This is a genomic window from Dactylosporangium sp. NPDC000521, from assembly GCF_042898305.1.
Taxonomy (GTDB): domain Bacteria; phylum Actinomycetota; class Actinomycetes; order Mycobacteriales; family Micromonosporaceae; genus Dactylosporangium.
Genome location: NZ_JBIAYW010000007.1, coordinates 280322 through 297924, shown reverse-complemented (window position 1 = coordinate 297924; position 17603 = coordinate 280322). Strand labels below are relative to the sequence as shown.

General features: G+C 72.5%; 5 protein-coding genes. 3 read left to right on the top strand and 2 right to left on the bottom strand.

Annotation, left to right across the window (positions count from 1 at the left end):
- The first annotated feature begins 19 nt into the window (after positions 1-19).
- On the top strand, positions 20-13762 hold the full coding sequence (locus ACFY3L_RS24265; RefSeq protein ID WP_389328128.1) for a hemopexin repeat-containing protein: 13743 nt from the start codon (positions 20-22) through the stop codon (positions 13760-13762).
- Between the two features lie 16 nt (positions 13763-13778).
- Here the strand turns inward: ACFY3L_RS24265 and ACFY3L_RS24260 are convergent, their stop codons facing one another.
- Positions 13779-13985, bottom strand: a complete 207-nt coding sequence (locus ACFY3L_RS24260) for a hypothetical protein (RefSeq protein WP_389328125.1) — start codon at positions 13983-13985, stop codon at positions 13779-13781.
- A 114-nt stretch (positions 13986-14099) separates the two neighbouring features.
- Positions 14100-14240, bottom strand: a complete 141-nt coding sequence (locus tag ACFY3L_RS24255) for a hypothetical protein (protein WP_389328122.1) — start codon at positions 14238-14240, stop codon at positions 14100-14102.
- Here ACFY3L_RS24255 and ACFY3L_RS24250 point away from each other — a divergent pair.
- Both ACFY3L_RS24250 and ACFY3L_RS24245 read left to right on the top strand, forming a co-directional pair.
- Positions 14224-17034, top strand: coding sequence for a hypothetical protein (locus ACFY3L_RS24250; RefSeq protein ID WP_389328119.1), 2811 nt, complete (start codon positions 14224-14226; stop codon positions 17032-17034). The genes ACFY3L_RS24255 and ACFY3L_RS24250 overlap by 17 nt on opposite strands.
- Before the next feature lie 148 nt (positions 17035-17182).
- Positions 17183-17485 carry an urease subunit gamma gene (locus tag ACFY3L_RS24245; RefSeq protein ID WP_389328116.1) on the top strand — a complete coding sequence of 101 codons (303 nt, stop codon included), beginning with the start codon at positions 17183-17185 and terminating at the stop codon, positions 17483-17485.
- Positions 17486-17603 lie beyond the last annotated feature (118 nt).

The window sequence follows — 17603 nt, the reverse complement described above, 5'->3', positions numbered from 1 at the left end:
CATCGGAGGAGGAGCGCACATGCATCCGAACGGTTCCCTGCCCGACTACCAGAAGCTGTTCGGTGACCTGGACTTCCGCGGCGGCGACGAGGCGCGGTCGGTGTACTCGCCGGCCGCGTACCTCGCCGACCTGCTGCAGCTGCTCACCGGCAGCGACCTCGCCGGCCGCCGCCCGGACCTGAGCGCCGTGCACCTCGACGGCGTGAACAGCTACACCGAGGTGCCGTACCTCGACATCGTCAACGAGATCCTCGCCGACGAGCTCAGCGGCGACAACGGCGAAGACGACAGCGGCGATGACAGCGGCAGCGGCGGCGAGGGCAACGGGGCGCAGCGGGCACACGACGCGCTCGCCACGCTGCGGCACCCGTTCGCGCTGCCGTTCTCGCTGCGGCACGAGCGGCTGCGCCGGCTGCTGCACCACCTCGGCACCACCCCGCTGGAGCTGTATCGCCAGTTCGCGCCGGGGGAGGACGCGGACGTCGTCGCCCGCGAGTACCTGGAGCTCACGCAGGACGAGGTCGACCTGTACAGCACGGCGCTCGACGACGCGGACCTGAGGATCTGCTACGGGCTGCGGGACGCCGAGACCTACACGGACCTGGCCCAGGTCGACCGCTTCCGCCAGGCCGTCACGCTCACCCACGAGGAGCTGCTGACCCTCCTGCACGGCGACCTGGCCGAGGCCGAGTCCGCGAACGCGTGCTTCGTCCATCAGGGCGACGAGGTCGTCACCCTCGCCGCCGACGAGCGGAGCCTCGCGACGAAGACACCGAACGGGCCGGTCCCCACGGCCTGGTACGAGCGGGTCAACCGCTTCGTGCGGCTGGCCCGCCGGCTCGGCATGACGTTCCAGGACCTCGACCTGGTGCTGCGCTCCTGCTGCGGCAACCGGCTCGACACGATCGCGCTGCGCCGCATCGCCGCGCTCCGGTACCTGCAGCGCGGCCTCGACCTGCCGCTGGACGTCGTCGTCGCGCTCGTCGCACCGGTGAACGCGCTCGGCACCGGCGCGGGCACCACCCCGCTGGACCTGTTCAACCGGGTCTTCAACGTGCCGTACGTCGCGACCGAACGCACCGTCGTCAAGGGCTCCGCGCACCTGCCGCCCGCCTACGCCGGCCTGCCCGAGCTCGCCGCCCCGCACGACCTGCTGGGGAGCGCGGCGGGCGCGGTGGCGTACCGGCGGCGGACCGGCCTCACCGACGCCGACGTGCGGGCGGTCGTCGCCCGCTACCGGTCCCGCTCGACCGATGGCGTGTCCGGCCCGCTGGACCTCGGCCGCGCCGGCACCGACGCGCTGACCCTGCTGTACCGCGTCGGGCAGCTCACCGCGGCATTGGACGTGACCGTCGAGGAGCTGTTCGACGTCCTCGACGCCCTGGAGAGCGACCCGTCGCTGCGCCGGCACCCCGCCTTCCCGATCCTGCTCGACCCCGCGACGCACGAAGCGACGGACGAAGCGACGCACGAAGCGACGGACGTGTACCGGATCCTGGCCGGCACAGCCGTCGACGCGGGGCTGTGGCTGGCCCAGATCCTGCTCGGCGTCGTGCGCTGGATGCAGGCCACCGGCCTGGACAGCCGCGGCCTGCTCGACATCCTCGGCGTCGGCCCCGAGCGCCGCGGCCCGGCCGCCGACGAGGAGCGCATCGTCCTCCTCGACTCCCTGCGCGCCCAGTTCGAGCCCGTGCGGCTCACCCCCGAGGCGTTCCGCTCCGACCGCTTCGGCGCCAGGGCCGCGCAGGTCATCCACGACGTCGTGACCGGCGCGGACGGCGTCGTCTCGCCCGCCGACCCGCGGCTGCTGCGCCTCATGGACGCGCGCGCGGCGGCCCATGCGGCCGTCACCGACCTGGGCCGGGTCACCGCCGACGACTTCCGCGGCATCGGCCTCGACGAGCGCTTCGCCGCGAAGATCCACACCAACCTGGTGCTGCGCGGTTACCTCGACCCGTCCGGCACCCTCGACCCCGCCCGGCTCCCGGAGACGCCCGAGGAGCTGTGGCTCACCGGCGACTTCAGCGCCTACGCCGACGCGCTCGCCGCCGACCTCGGCGCTGCCGTGGAGAGCGCCGCCGAGGACGAGCCCGCCGCCCTGTACCCGTCGGACCTCGCCAAGTACACAGAGCTCAGCGCCGCCGAGCAGGCCGAGCTGTACGACAACCTGATCTTCAACGGATACCTCGACGCCGACGGCCGGATCCTGGAGGCCGGGTTCGAGACCGCCGACGCCGACCTCGCCGACCTGGTCGAACCGGTCTACGGGCGGCTGCTGGACGTCGCCGACCGGTTCCCGGCCGCCTGGATCACCCTCGACCCGGCCGTGTTCGCCGACGTGCCGCTGTCCGGCCAGCAGCGCGACGCGCTCGTGGAGAGCCTGCGCTTCAACGGCTATCTCGACGCGGAGGGTGCCTACACCGACCCTGCCGGGACCGCGGAGCTCACCCTGCCCGAGCTGACGATCGACGTGGCGTTCCACCCGTACCGGCGGCAGATCCTCGACGCCGTCCAGGGCCAGCTGATCGCCGCCCGGACCGCGATGAACACCCTCACCCCGGACGACTTCCGCGACCTCGGCGACGCCGCCGCCGCGCAGCGGGTCACGGACCTGCTCGACGAGGGGCTGCTCGTCGACGGGCGGATCCCCGACGACGCCGCGCCCGGCCTGACCGACCCGGCCGCCGTGCTCACCCTCGCCGGCTGCACCGAGGCCGAGAACCTGCTGGTGCTGCACCGCCTCGCCGAGGTCGTCCGGGACGCCGCGCCGTTCCGCGTCGACCCCGCGGCCGTGACCGCGCTCGGCTTCACCGACGAGCAGCGCGACGACCTGTTCGGCCTGCTGATCGAGGCGGGCGACCTGACCGGGCAGCTGAGCGTGCCCGCAGACCGGGTGAACTGGTTCGGCCACGTCCACCACGCCCTCGACTTCGCGTTGCCGGGCTACGCCGACTACAGCCGTGACGTGTTCTTCCTCCTGCACGCCGTCGCGCTCGCCACCGGCGCCGCGACCGACGAGATCGTCGCCGTGCTCACCACGGCCGAGGCCGCGCAGCGCACGGCGGTGTTCGCGACGCTGCAGGACGCGCTCGGCGTGCCGGCCGCGACCGCCGAGGCGATCTGCGCCGCGGTCGTCGGCGGCGCCGCCGGCACCCTCGACCTGCTCGTCGCGCCCGCGCTGGACGACCCGGTCGGCGCGGCCATGGACCCCGAGGTGCGCCGCGCGGTGCGGCGCGTCCGCGGCTTCGCCCACCTGGCCGCCCGGCTCGGGCTCGGCGCCGACGAGGTCGCCGTCGCGTTCCACGACCAGGACCTGGCCGGCAGGTTCGCCGAGCCGCTGACCCTGCCGCCCGGTGTCGACCGCATCGACGCGCTGCTGGAGGGGCCGGACGGCGACGTGTACCTGTTCCGGGAGCGGAGCTTCTGGCTGTACGCGCCGGGCTCCGACACCCCAGTCGACCCGCGGCCGAAGGCGCTGACCGAGCTGTCGGACCGCTTCGGCGGGCTCGTCGCGGTCGACGCGGCGTTCACCGACGCCGACGGCACCGCGTGGCTCGTCGGGCGCGACGACGCCGGCACGTCCCGCACCTTCGTCCGGCCGCTCGGGCATCCCCGCTGGACACCGCGGACCCAGGTCTGGGGCGCGGTCCGCAACGCGTTCACCGGCGACACCCGCATCGACGCCGCGTTCGTGGACGAGGAGGGCCGCGCCTACCTGTTCCGCGGCGACCAGTACGTGCGCTACTCCGGCACCGACTACAGCGTCGTCGACGAGGGCTTCCCGCGCCGGCTCGGCGAGTGGTGGGAGGGCGAGCAGCGCCGCGACGGCGACGCGCCGCTCCCGCCGCGGTTCCGTTCGGCGCTGGACGCCGCGTTCCTCGGCGCCGACGGCGTCACCTACCTGTTCTCCGGCGACCGGTTCGTGGCGGTCGGCGGCACCGGCGCGATCGAGGAACGGCCGATCGCCGCCTCGTGGGGGGCCGTCGTCAACCACGTCGCCGCCGCGGAGCGCATCGACGCCGCGTACGTCGACGGCGCGGCGCTGTACGTGTTCGCCGGCGACCAGGTCGTGCGGCACAGCGACAGCGTCGAGAACGACGGCCTGCGCGTCGACAGCGGCTACCCGCGCCGGATCACCGCGCACTTCGGCACGCTCCCTGCCGTGTTCGAGACCGGCATCGACGCCGCCCTGCCCGAACCGGACGGCCAGGTCGTCCACGTGTTCCGCAACGGCAGGACGGCGGCGGTCGGCGCGCCCGACGCGGGCGTGGTCCCGACCGCGCAACGCTGGGGCGTCCTCGGCCCGGTCCTGCCCAGCCGCACCGTCGACGCGGCCCTGCTCGGCCTCGACGGCCGCACCTACCTGTTCAGCGGCGGCCAGTACCTGCGCTACTCCAGCGCCGACTACGCGACCGTGGACGCCGGTCACCCCCGCGGGATCGCCGCCGACTGGGGCGGGCTGACCTGTGTGGACGCCGCTTTCGTCATGGACGGCGCCACCTACCTGTTCGGCGCCGGCGGCAAACTGTTCGACCTGCCGCTGGACGAAGGCCCCCGCACCGAATGGTCCCGGGACCGGCTCGCCCCCGTGCACCGCGCCGACCTCGAGGCCGGCCGGCTGCCGGGCGCGCTGCGCGACCGGCTCGCCGAACACGGCATCACCGTCGCGGACGACGCCGTGGTCACCGGCGCCGGCGCGGACTGGCAGCTGACCGCCGCGAAGGGGCTGCGCCTGACGCTGCGCAAGGCCGGCCGGCGTCTCCAGGTGCACGTCACCCCCGACGCCGAGGACCCGTCGCGCCCGTACTGGGAGGAGCCGCGGCTCCCGCAGCCGTTCTTCGTCAAGTACTCGACCCGCGACTACACCACCCCCGACGCCGGCTACCCGCGGCCGATGAGCGAGAACTGGTGGAACCTGCCCGACGAGCTCGCCGCCGACGACGGGCCGTTCACCCGCGTCGACGCCGTCTTCACCGCCGCCGACGGGCGCATCCACCTCTTCGCCGGCGACCAGTTCGTAGTCTTCGACGCCAAGCGCCGCTGGTGGTCGGCGCCGAAACCGATCGCCGCCGGCTGGGACAGCCTGCCGTTCGGGCGCGTCGACGCCGCGTTCATCGGCGCCGACGGGCGCACCTACGTGTTCAGCGGGCCGAAGTACGTGCGCTACTCCGGCACGTACACCCGCGTCGACGACCGCTACCCGGCGCGGATCACGTCGCTGTGGGGCAACGTCGCCAACACCATCGCCCGGACGGGCCGGGTCGACGCGGCGCTCGTCGTGCGGCGGCCCGCCGCCGTCGAACAGCCGCTCACCGACGGCTCCCTGGACACGGTGGAGCCGCCCGTGGAGGGCGCCGTCGTGCGGCGTACCTACCTGTTCTCCGGCGACCAGTACGTGCGCTACACCGACCGCGCCGACGGCACCCGGCCGCCGACCGTCGACCTCGGCTACCCGCAGGACCTCGCCGCGCTGCGCCACGAGCCCGGCTTCGAGCACCTCGAGGTCGAGCTCGCCGGCGTCGACGCCGCGTTCGCCGATCGCGGCAACGTCTACCTGTACAGCGGCCGCGACCTCCACGTCGTGTCCCTGGACGGCTACCGCCGGCACCCCGGCACGGCCGTCGCCGAGGTCGGCTGCGCCTTCGTGGAGGACGGCACCGTCTACCTCGAGCACACCGGCGGCTGGCACCGCTACAGCTCCCTCGAGGGCACCACCGTCGTGGCCGAGCCGGCGCTGCCGCGCGGGCTGCGGACCGTGCCGCAGGAGTACCGGACCGGCCTGGACGCGGTCCTGCCCGGCACCGACGGCACCACCTACCTGTTCCAGGGCGCCACCTGCTACAACACCACCCTCGACCGGGCCTACCCGATCGCCGAGGAGTGGGGCCGCCCGCGCAACACCATCTACCACGACAACGCCGTCGACGCGGCGTTCGTCGCCGGCAGCGGCAAGACCTACGTGTTCAGCGGCGACCAGTTCGTCGTCTACAGCGGCGTGGACTACCTCGACGCCGAGGTGTCCGCCGGGCCGCTGCCGATCGAGGAGCACTTCGCCGGGCTGACCCGGGTGACGCTCGCCTACGTGCGCGACGGCGTCACCCACCTGTTCGGACCGGTGGACGACACCGGCCTGATGCGTCTGGTCACGTACTCCGGCAAGGAGTACGACCAGCCCGACGACGCCGAACCGCGCTTCGTCGACGCCGAGTTCTGGGGTGTACCGCCGCAGTACCGCCCGGCCGGCTTCACCGCACCGGACGCGGTGCTGTTCACCGGCGACGCGATGCTGCTGCTCACCGGCGGCTCGGTGGTGCAGTACGACGAGGTCGACCGGGTCTGGTCCGCGCCGCGCCCGCTGGAGCGCATCTGGCGCGGCATCGGCGCCGTCGACGGGTTCACCACCGCGTTCACCGGCCGGGACGGGGCGACGTACTTCTTCTTCGCCCACGAGTTCGCCCGCTACCAGGGCCGCGCGTTCTCGCCGCGGCAGCCGATCCAGGAGCGGTGGGGCCGCACCCGCAACGCGTTCCTGTCCGGCGCCGTCGACGCCGCATTCGTCCACCGCGGCGAGGTGACCTACCTGTTCGCCGGCGAGCAGTACGTGCGCTACTCCACGTCCGACTACCGCTGGGTCGACCAGGGCTACCCGAAGCCGATCGCCGGGAACCTGCGTGACGAGGAGCCCTTCGCGGCGCTGCCGCTCGCCGTCGCGGACTTCGACGCCGTCGTCGCGAACGGCCGCAACACCTACCTGTTCAGCGGCCGCGACTGCCACGTCGTGTCCGCCGCGCCTTCCGCCGGGTACGACATCGGCGTGCTCGGGCAGGTGCGCAACACGATCGTCGACCGGCAGCGCGTCGACGCGGCCCTCGTCACCGGCCAGTACACGTTCCTGTTCGCCGGCGACCAGTACGTGCGCTACACCGGCGCCGACTACACCCACGTCGACGACGGCTACCCGCGCACGATCGGCGCGGCGCTCGCCGACGACCTGGGGATCGAGGCGCTGCCGGAGGAGTTCCACACCGGGATCGACGCGGCGATGCGGGCCCCCGACGGCTGGACGTACCTGTTCGCCGGCGACAAGAGCCTGCGGTCCGGCACCGGGGCGAACGCCGGCACCGTCGAGCTGAGCCCGGTCGCCGGCGCGTGGGGCGTCCTGCGCAACGACATCACCGCCGCCGGTGGGCCGCGGGCGGCCTTCGTCGCGCCGACCGGCGAGCTCTACCTGTTCGCCGGCCAGCAGTTCGTGCGCTATGCGGTGCCCGAGCCGCCGGACGAGTCCGGGCTGCCCGTCCCGGCCGCGTACGCCGCCGTCGACGACGGCCACCCCCGCCTGATCCACGACGCGTGGGGGAGCCTGCCGGTCGACTTCGAGGATGGCATCGACGGCGCGTTCACGCTGCGCGGGCGCACGTACCTGTGCGCGCAGGGCCAGTACGTGCGCCAGGCGGACGGTGCCGTCCCGCAGCCGTTCACGCACCGGTGGGCCGACATCGCCGACTACCGGCTCGGCGACCTGCGGACCATCACCCGCTTCGCCGCGCTGGTCCGCGCGCACCGCGGCGGCGGCGTCGACCTCGCCGCCGCGCTCGCCCCGGCGGCCCGGCCGGCCGCGGACCTGTTCCGCGTCGTCGCCGACCTGTTCGGCTGGGACGTCGAGGAGCTGCGCTGGTGCCGCCGCAACAGCCGGTTCCTGACCTCCGACGAGGAGCGTTTCGAGCTGGAGTTCCTGCTGGAGGTCGTCGAGCTGTTCGGGTTCACCGGCTCGCTGGGCGCGGCCGCGTCGAAGCTGCGGACCGACGTCTGGGCCCGGCTGCATCCAGACGGTCCGCAGCCCACCGCCCCGGACGCTCTGGACGCCGCCGCCGAGGCGCTGACCGTCCTCCTGGCCCGCAAGACCGGCCCGGACGGATGGCCGGCGCTGTCCCGGACGCTGCACGACGAGTTGGCCGTGCGGCTGCGCGACGCGCTCGTCGGCGCCGTCCTGGCCCGCGATCCCGGACCCGCCGCATGCCCGCGGACCAGCCGCGACCTGTTCGAGCGCTACCTCATCGACGTCGAGATGGGCGCGAAGGGGATGACGTCGCGGGTACGGGAGGCGATCGCCGCCGTGCAGCTCTACGTGCACCGCTACCTGCTCAACCTGGAGCCGGCCGACGGCGGCGACGAGCAGCGGCAGCGCGTCAAGCAGTGGTGGACGTGGATGCGCAACTACCGGGTCTGGGAAGCGAACCGCAAGGTCTTCCTGTACCCGGAGAACTACCTGCGCCCGGAGCTGCGCGACACCAAGACGCCGGCGTTCGAGGCCCTGGAACGCGACCTGCTGCAGGGCGAGATCACCGCGCTGAGCGTCGAGAAGGCGTACAAGCGCTACCTCGACGAGTACACCGAGGTCTCCCGCCTCACGATCGCCGGCGGTTACGTCTACACCAAGGACCAGCTGCCGGACGGGCCGCGCCGGCTGGTGCTGTTCGGCCGCACGAAGACCGACCCGCGCCGCTACTACTACCGGCGGGCCGAGTTCGGCAGCCGGGAGAAGCTGTCCGCGACGTGGGAGCCGTGGCAGCCGGTCGACGTGCGCATCGACGCCGACCTGGTGCACCCCGTGCACGCGTTCGGCCGGGTCTTCGTCTTCTGGACCGTGGTCGAGCCCGTCGCCCTGGACGACCCGTCCAGCGGCACCGTCGTGGCCCGCGCCAGCGGCGACGAGCAGCACGTCACCGCCGAGGCGAAGTCGACCCGGGTCCGCATCGTGTACTCGTTCCTCAACCTCAACGGCGAGTGGGTGCCGGCGCAGACGCTCGGCACCGGGCCCGCGGAGGCCGGCTCGATCGGCGACGTGCAGCTGCTGGTGCTGCCGCGGATCAAGCCCGGCACCGGCCGCATGTCGGTCGTCGTGTCGTGCACCTACACGGCCACCCCGCCGGCCGCCGCGCCGGTCACCGCGGAGGGCACCGCGGATGCTCCGCCGCCCGCGCCGAAGCCGGGCGCGGTCCTGTACGAGCTCAACCCGGAGCTGTACGCGGAGCGGCTGCCCGTGCCGGTGCCCACCGCCGACGGCACCACCCCGGCGGAGATCGCCGCGTCGATCCTCGAGGCGATCAGAGCCGCGGCGGCCGTCACGGGGGTGACGCTGCCCGGAGCCGTCCCCGCGCCGGTGGACGCGGACACCGACGCCGCCTGGACGGAGCTCGCCACGGCCGTGGCCGCCGCGTCCGCCGCGAAGGCCGCCACCGCCGACCGGGTCGCGAACATCTTCATCGACCAGGTGCGCCCCTCCGACGTGGTGCGCTTCGACGCGCCGACGGGAGCGGAGTCGTGGCCGTGGTTCAGCGTCGACCACAAGGGCGGCAGCTTCCTGTGCCGACCCGTGACCATCGACCGGGTCGACGCGACGCCGGTGGCGCTGGCCAGGAACAGCCTGCGGTTCCCCGGCTGGACCACGGTCGACGCGGCCGTCGAACTACCTGGCGGCACCGCCGACGTCCCCGGCACGCAGCTGTTCTTCTCGACCGCGCGGGCCCGCTCGCTGACGGTCCCGCCGGTCGGCCGGATCCCGGCGATGGTCCCGATCGGCGAGCAGTGGGGCCTGCCCCGCACGGTGCTGCCGGCCGCCGACGGCGTCGTCGACGCGGTCCTCGTCCGCGGCGAGTCGACGTTCGTGTTCACCGGCAGCCAGTACGTGCGGTTCACCGGCACCCCGTTCGGCAAGATCGACAAGGGGTACCCGCGGGCGATCCTCGGCAACGACGAGACGCTGCCGCAGTGGGACCGGGTCGACGTCGCCTTCACCCTGCCCGGCAACGTCGAGGTGTTCCTCAACCAGACGCTGGAGCAGTACGTCGTCGTCACCGACGGCAAGCTCGGCACCCCCACGACGTGGAAGGACCACTGGGTCCGCAAGCACCTCGGCGGCATCGACGCCGTCATGGTCACCGACACCTACGCGTTCCTGTTCGCCGGCGACCGGTACGCGCGGATCAACCACACCAAGAAGCCCGGCAAGGGCAACTGGTTCGACACGCCGGACAAGGACTACCCGCGGCAGATCGCCGGCAACCCCGACAACATCCCGGCCGACGTGCGCATCGACGCGGCCGCCTGGCGCGACGGGACCGCCTACTACTTCGACAACACAGAACACCGCTACGCCGAGGTCCCGTCCCGCGGCCCGCGCAGGATCCGGGCGACCTACACCGCGCCCAGCTCGATCGCCACGAACCAGATCGTCGACGCGGCGTGGGTCGGCGGCGGCAAGCTGTTCCTCAGCCATGGCGACGAGTACGTCCGGTACACGCTGAACCCGGACAACTCCGTGCCCGAGTGCATCGACGACGGGTACCCGAAGCGGCTGCCGGTGCCGGTCGACACCGTCCTGCCGCGCGGCGCCGACCTGTACGTGTTGAGCGGCCCGCTGTACACGAAGATGCCGGCGTCGCGGGAGCCGTCGAGCATGCCGGGCTTCCGGCCGGTCGCCGGCGCCTGGGGCGAGCTGCCGGCGTTCGACGCGGCGCTCAAATCCACGACCGGCCTGTACCTGTTCGTCGGCGACACCTACATCCGGCACGACCTGGACGGCGAGCCGCCGCGGCCGTACGAGCTCGCGACGCTGCCGTTCGAGATCGTCCGGCTCACCACCGGCACCGCCTCGGACCTCAACCGGCGGCTGCTGTCCGGCGGGGTGCCGGCGCTGCTCGACCTCGCCACGCAGGAGACCGACGAGGTCGCGTTCAGCACCGACCCGCAGGCGGCCGGCGCGATCCGGGTCAGGCCGGCGCTGGTCGACCCGGACCGGCTGCCGTCCGGCTCGCATCTGGACTTCCGCAGCGCCAACGGCCTCTACTACTGGGAGATCTTCTTCCACGCGCCGCTGCTCATCGCGCACGCCCTCAACGGGGCGCAGCGCTTCGAGGACGCCCGCCGCTGGTACGAGTACATCTTCGACCCCACCCACCCGCGCTCCTACTGGCGGTTCCTGCCGTTCCTCACCATCGACCCGGCCGCGCTCGCCGACAGCCTGACCGCCGAGTTCGAGGTGGCCCGCCGGGCCGGGCTCGACGTCGGCGCGCTGGTCGCCGAGCGATCCCCGAAGCTCGGGCCGTCGCTCGAACCCGTCGTCACCGCGCTGCGGGCGCTCGCCCTGCCGGTCGCGGAGCACCGGGATCCGCGCACCGCGCAGGAGCTCGCCGCGCTCGGCACCATCAAGTCGGCCGCGACGCACAAGCGGATCGCGGACGCGCTGGCCGCGCTCGGCGCGAGCAAACCCGCGAGCCTGGAGGAGCGGACCCTCATCGCGGCCGACCTCGGCCCGCTGTTCGAGGCCAACCGCGACGAGGACGACCTGCTCAATGCCTACCGGGAGGACCCGTTCGACCCGCACGCGATCGCCGCGCTGCGCCCGGTCGCCTACCGCCGCGCCGTCGTCATGGGCTACGTCGACAACCTGCTCGACTGGGCCGACATGCTGTTCCGGCAGTACACGCCGGAGAGCGTCGACGAGGCGCGCATGCTCTACGTGCTCGCCCACGACCTGCTCGGCGAGCGCCCCGAGCGCCTCGGCGTGCGGGTCCTGCCGCCCGCGCAGACCCTCGGCGCGCTCGGCACCGCGGACCTCACCGGCTACTTCACCCGCGGCGGCGTGATGCTCACCGGCCCGGGCGAGGTGCACGCCGGGGTCGGCGACGCGTACTTCTCCATCCCGGAGAACAGCGCCTTCATGGAGTACTGGGAGAGGGTCGACGACCGGCTGCACAAGATCCGGGAGTCGCTGAACATCCTCGGCATCAGCCAGCCGCTGCCGCTGTTCGCGCCGCCGATCGACCCGATGGCGCTCGTGCGGGCGGCGGCCGCCGGAGCGGGGCTGGACCAGGCCACCGCCGCCACGGCCGCCCAGCCGCCGCACTACCGCTTCTCCGCGGTGTACCGCCGGGCGCAGGAGGCCGCCGACAAGCTCGGCCAGCTCGGCTCGGAGCTGCTCAGCGTCCTGGAGCGCGGCAGCGCCGAGGAGCTGAGCCTGCTGCAGAACCGGCAGGAACAGACCATCCTCACCCTCGGCCTCACCGTGAAGGAGGCGCAGATCCGCATCGCCGAGGAGAGCGTCGCCGAGCTCACCGCCGGCCGGGCCGGCGCGCAGGAGCGGGCCGCGCACTACGACGCGCTCATCGCCACCGGCATGACGGCGCTGGAACGCGCGCAGATCGCCACGATGTCGATCGGGGCGGCGATGCACATGTCTTCCAGCGTCCTGCAGATCGCCGGCGCCATCAGCCACGCACTGCCGCAGATCAAGATGGGTCCGTTCATCATGGGCGCGGAGGCCGGCGGCGATCAGGCCGGCAACTCCCTGGACTCGTCCGCGCAGATCCTGCAGTCCCTCGGCGAGGGCTTCCAGGTGATCGGCGAGGTGCTCGGCGTGTCCGCGCAGTACGAGCGGATGTCCCAGGACTGGACGCTGCAGCTCGCCACCGCCCGCAACGACCTGGAGCAGCTGGAGCACCGCATCATCGCGGCCCGCGACCAGCTCAGCGTCGCCCGGCGCGAGGCGGACATCCAGACGCGGCAGATCGAGCACGCCGAGGCGGTCGCCACGTTCATGCGGGACCGCTTCACCAACGCCGAGCTCTACGGCTGGATGGCCGCGCGGCTGTCCGGCCTGTACTTCCAGGCCTACAGCCTCGCCTACGACCTGGCGAAGGCCGCCGAGCGGGCCTATCAGTTCGAGCAGGGCGTCACCGACAGCTTCATCCGGCCGACGTACTGGGAGAGCCGCCGCAACGGGCTGCTCGCCGGCCAGGGCCTCGCGCTGGACCTGCAGCGGCTCGGCAACGCCGCCCTCGACGGCGACGGGCGCGCCCTGGAGATCACCCGCCAGGTGTCGCTGCTGGACACCGACCCCGTCGCGCTGCTGCGGCTGCGGACCGCCGGCAGCACCGAATTCGCGCTCACCGAGGCCCTGTTCGACCGGGACTTCCCCGGCCACTACCGGCGCCAGATCCGCACGGTCACGGTCACCTTCCTCGACGCGGAAGGTCAGCCGGTCGGCGCCAACGCGACCCTGACCCAGCTGAGCAACAAGACCGTCCTCACGGCCGACCCGGCCGCCGTCAAGCACCTGCTCGACCCGAAGGGCGCGCCGCCGCCGGCGATCCGGGCCGATTGGCGCCCCAGCCAGCGGATCGCGCTGTCCCAGGTGGAGTACGGGCGGGACAACAACGGCCTGTTCGAGCTGCGCTACGACGACGAGCGCTACCTGCCGTTCGAGGGCACCGGCGCGGTGTCGACGTGGCGGCTGGAACGCTCCGCGCACCGTGCCGCCGACTTCGCCGACGTGCTCGTCACCGTCAAGTACACCGCCGAGCACGGCGGCGCGCTGTTCGCCGACGCGGTCAAGGGCATGCTCAAACCCTTCACCGCCGCCCGGTTCTTCGACGTGGCACGGGAGTTCCCCGAGGAATGGGCGGACTTCGCCGGCAACGGCGCGGACCGGCTGGTGCTGCCGTTCAACACCCACATGTTCCCCGACATGGCCGGGCGGCGGATCACCGGCATCGCGCCCGCGTACGAGCTGACCAACGGCACCCCGGCCCGCCTGGTGCTCAACAACGACCCCAGCCTCACGCTCACCGAGGCGACGATCCTGCCCACCCCCGGCCTCACCGTCCGCGACGACGGGCCCGGATGGGAGTTCTCGCTCGACGGCGACAAGGCCGACCTCGGCAACGTCGGGCTCGTCCTGACCTATCAGGCCCGCGTCCAGTAGGGAGACTGACAATGACCTATCCACGTTCCACGAGCTCGTCCGGGTCGAGCCCGAACCGGCGGCTCCCGGCGCCCCGGTACACGTCCCGGACGACCGTGAACCCCGGCACGACGACCCGGACGGGCTCCTCCGGGTACTCCAGCCCTGTCGCGTCGTCCTCGTCGCGGACCGGGTACGGGTACCGGCCCTCGTCGTCCTCTGAGCTCCGGTCGACCTCGTCCACGTCCTACACGCCGTTGCGATCCTCGCGGCTGCCGGCGTCCTCCTCCCGGCTCCCTTCGACCTACACGCCGTCGCGGTCGCCTTCGTCGTACACGTCGTCGCGGTTGCCTTCGACCTACACCTCGTCGCGGTTGCCGTCGTCGTCGTACACGCCGGTCCGTACGTCGCGGTTGCCGTCGTCGTCGTACACGTCGTCGTACACGCCGTCGCGGCTGCCGTCGTCGTACACGCCGTCGCGGTTGCCGTCGTCGTACACGCCGTCGCGCCTACCGTCCTCCTCGTCTTCCCGGCTGCCCGCGTCCTACCGGACCGTCCGCGAGGTCGAGGCGTCACGGCGGGCGGAGTCGCGGCCCGTTCGCCTCACCACCCGTACACCGGCGCAGCGCACCACACCGGTGGACACCAGGCCGGCGGTCACCGCGCCGCCCCCGCCGCCGCCGTCGAACAAGGCGGCGCCCTCGCCACCGCCGCCGCCGGTCCGGGGCCCGGCGGCCGGTGCCGGTGCCGCGAAACCGGCGAACGCCGCCGACGACCTGTCATACCAGGAGCAGATCAGGTCGAAGCGGGACCGGGCGAAGAACACCGACCCGCGGCAGGTCATGCGGCAGCGGCTCGGCGAGATCGACGTGCTGCTGCGCTGGCACGAGGGCCTGCTCGTGCCGGTGGCGGACGCGCAGGAGATCCTGGCGCTCGAAGGCATCGTCACCAGGGCGAAGGAGGCGCTCAAGGCGCCGGACCAGGCGCTGCCGGGGGACCTGGTGGCCGAGGTCGCCGGCGGACTCGCGAGCGCCAACGCGATCGGCCTCCGGCAGCTGCGGGAAATGGACGGCGCCAAGCTCGAGGCCAAGGTGGTGGAGGCGAACCGGAAACGGGCCGCCGCCGCGAAGCTGGACCAGCAGGCGCCGGCGGCCCCCGATCCGGCCGCCGCTGCCACACCGTCGCTCAAGGCGCAGGTCCAGGCCATAGTGAGCACCATTCCCAAGGGCAAACACGTCAGGGACAACGCCGAATGGGCCAAGCGGTTGATCGCCGCCGGCCAGTACAACGCCGCCGCGTACGTCATCGAGCACACCTGGCTCATCGGCAAGCGCCGGGACGTCGCCGCCAAGGCCGCCGAGGAGGACAAGAAGAAGCGCCGGGAGGCGCTGCGCAAGCCCGACCTGATCAAGTCGATCATCGAGGGCCTGTCCAACGGCCAGCTCGACGAGGCCCGCACCCTGCTGGACGAGCTCATCAACAACACGGTGCTGCCCGCCGCGGAGGGAGGGACGCTGCTGAAGCAGCTCATCGACGAGGCGTTCCGCACCGGCGCCGCGCAGGCTCTGGCCACGACGGCGCCGGACATCGTCGCGAGCCTGATCGTCGGCGCGATCAAACTGTCCGAGCTCAAGGACGAGAAGCGGGTCGTCGACGTCACCCGGGACCACGTCGCCGCGCTGCGCGGCCAGCTCAGCGGGGAAGGGGCGCGCGCCGTCGCGACGAGCGCGCTCACCAAGCACTGGCGCAGCGGCGCGGCCGCGGAGCCGGACACGTTCAGCTGGCTGCTCGCGAACATCGACCCGGCCGACTGGAACGACGTGGAGAAGGGCCTCGCCGCCCGGGCGTACAACATGCTCTGGCACGCCGGGCAGTACGACGACATGCTCCGGCTCATCGACATGGACGTCAGCACCCACCTGCCGGCCAGCGACGGCTCGGACACCGGCCGCAACCGCGAAGGCGTCTGGAGCGGATGGGTGCAGCCGCTGGAGCACCTGCTGGGCAACTACGTCCGGCTCGCCGACCCCGAGATCATGAAGGGGGTGACCGACCCCGCCGAACTCAGGAAGGTGCTGGGCGCGAGGCAGCTCCTGGAGAGGATCGCCCCTCGGGCCGACACCACGATCCTGACCACCTGGAAGGAGGTCGTGGCGAGCCAGCTCATCCAGGGGTTCGAGGACGCCCCCGGCACGATCTGGGGCTTCGAGGACGTCCGGCTGCCGTACGTGCAGGCCGCCCACGACACCACGAAGGGCAAGCAGCCGCTGCGGATGATCGAGATCTGGGACGCGGCCGAGCAGGCCCTCAACGCCGTGGGCTACCCCGGCTTGCTGGCGGATCCGGAGAAGGTCATCGCCGACTGCGTCACCGCCGGGCTGGCGAAGCTCGAGACCAACCTCAAGGAGAAGCCGCGCGAGTACTACGGCCGGGAGTCGGCCGCCTTCAAGCAGCAGTTCGAGGAGCAGGCGGGGGCGTACCTGCGGTTCCTGGCGAAGCAGACGCCCAAGGCGAAGATCGCGACCGCCGAGCTGAGCGGCAAGAAGCCCGACAAGTGGATGGGCGCCCTCGGCTGCAAGGCCGGCCTGTGGTGGGCCGCGGAGAAGGGCGAGCCCGTCTACTACGTCCTGGACGGCCTCAACGAGAAGGACGCGATCAACTACAAGACCTGGAAGACCAAGAAGATCAACGCGCGCATGGAGAACCCGCTCAAGGTCCAGGCGTTCGGTGAGGTCATCACCCTGTCGGAGATCAGGGAGATCCTCAACCACTGGGACGACGAGGACCAGAAGCTGCGCAAGGTCATCAAGATGGTCGAGAAGGGCAGGATCCTCGAAGGCGACGACCTCAAGAAGGTCGACGACTGGGCGAAGGAGATGAAGGCGAACGACTCCGCCACGAAGTCGGCGACGTCGCGGATCAGCCCGACGAAGGAGGCGCTCAAGCCGAAGCTGGAGGGCCTGGAGATCAACCCGAACCTCATGGCCCTCGACGCGCCCGTGCTGAAGCAGATCGCGCTCCAGGTCGACCTGGTGAGGATGGCCGCGGACGCCCACTACGAACTGCTGTCGGGCGCCCTCGCCGACTGCAAGGTCCTGTACGACAACAACCTGCTGCCGAAGAACTTCGCCGAGTACTACGCCGAGATGCTGAAACTGCCGCTCGGCGACCAGCGCGAGGAACTGGCGAGCAAGCTGATCACCGGCTACCTCACCGAGGACCAGGTCGCGTCCGCCCTCCTCCAACCGCTGCGAACCGCCGTCGAGAAGTGGGCCATCACCCCGAACCGGTAACCATCGACCGCAGCGGCCGGCCACGCATGCTTCGTCAGGGCGTGGCCGGCCGCTGACATGGCCTTCGTCCGGTGCAGGTGAACCAGTGCGGTGGGGCGGCTGCCTACGGTCGGTTGGGAAGCCCGTTGTTGTCGGGAAGGGGCCGGCTGTGTATTTGACGCCTCGGGAGTTGGACAAGCTGACGATCCTGACGATGGCGCAGGTCGCGTCGGCGCGTCGGGAGCGTGGGTTGCGGCTGAACCATCCGGAGGCGGTCGCGGTGATCGCCGCGGCCGCGCTGGAGGGCGCGCGGGAGGGTCGCACGGTCGAGGAGGTCATGGCTCATGCGCGGACGGTGCTGACCCGCGACGACGTGATGGACGGTGTGGCGGACCTGGTGCCGTTCATCCAGGTGGAGGCCGTCTTCACGGACGGCAGCCGGCTCGTGACGGTGCACGGGCCGATCCAGTGACGGCCAAGGGAGGCGGCAGCATGGCTACCGGTTCGAAGACGACGAAGCCGGCCAAGGCGGCGAAGCGCGCGCCCAATGTGCGGTCGCGCCGGGAGGACGAGACGCGGCCCGGGCCTGC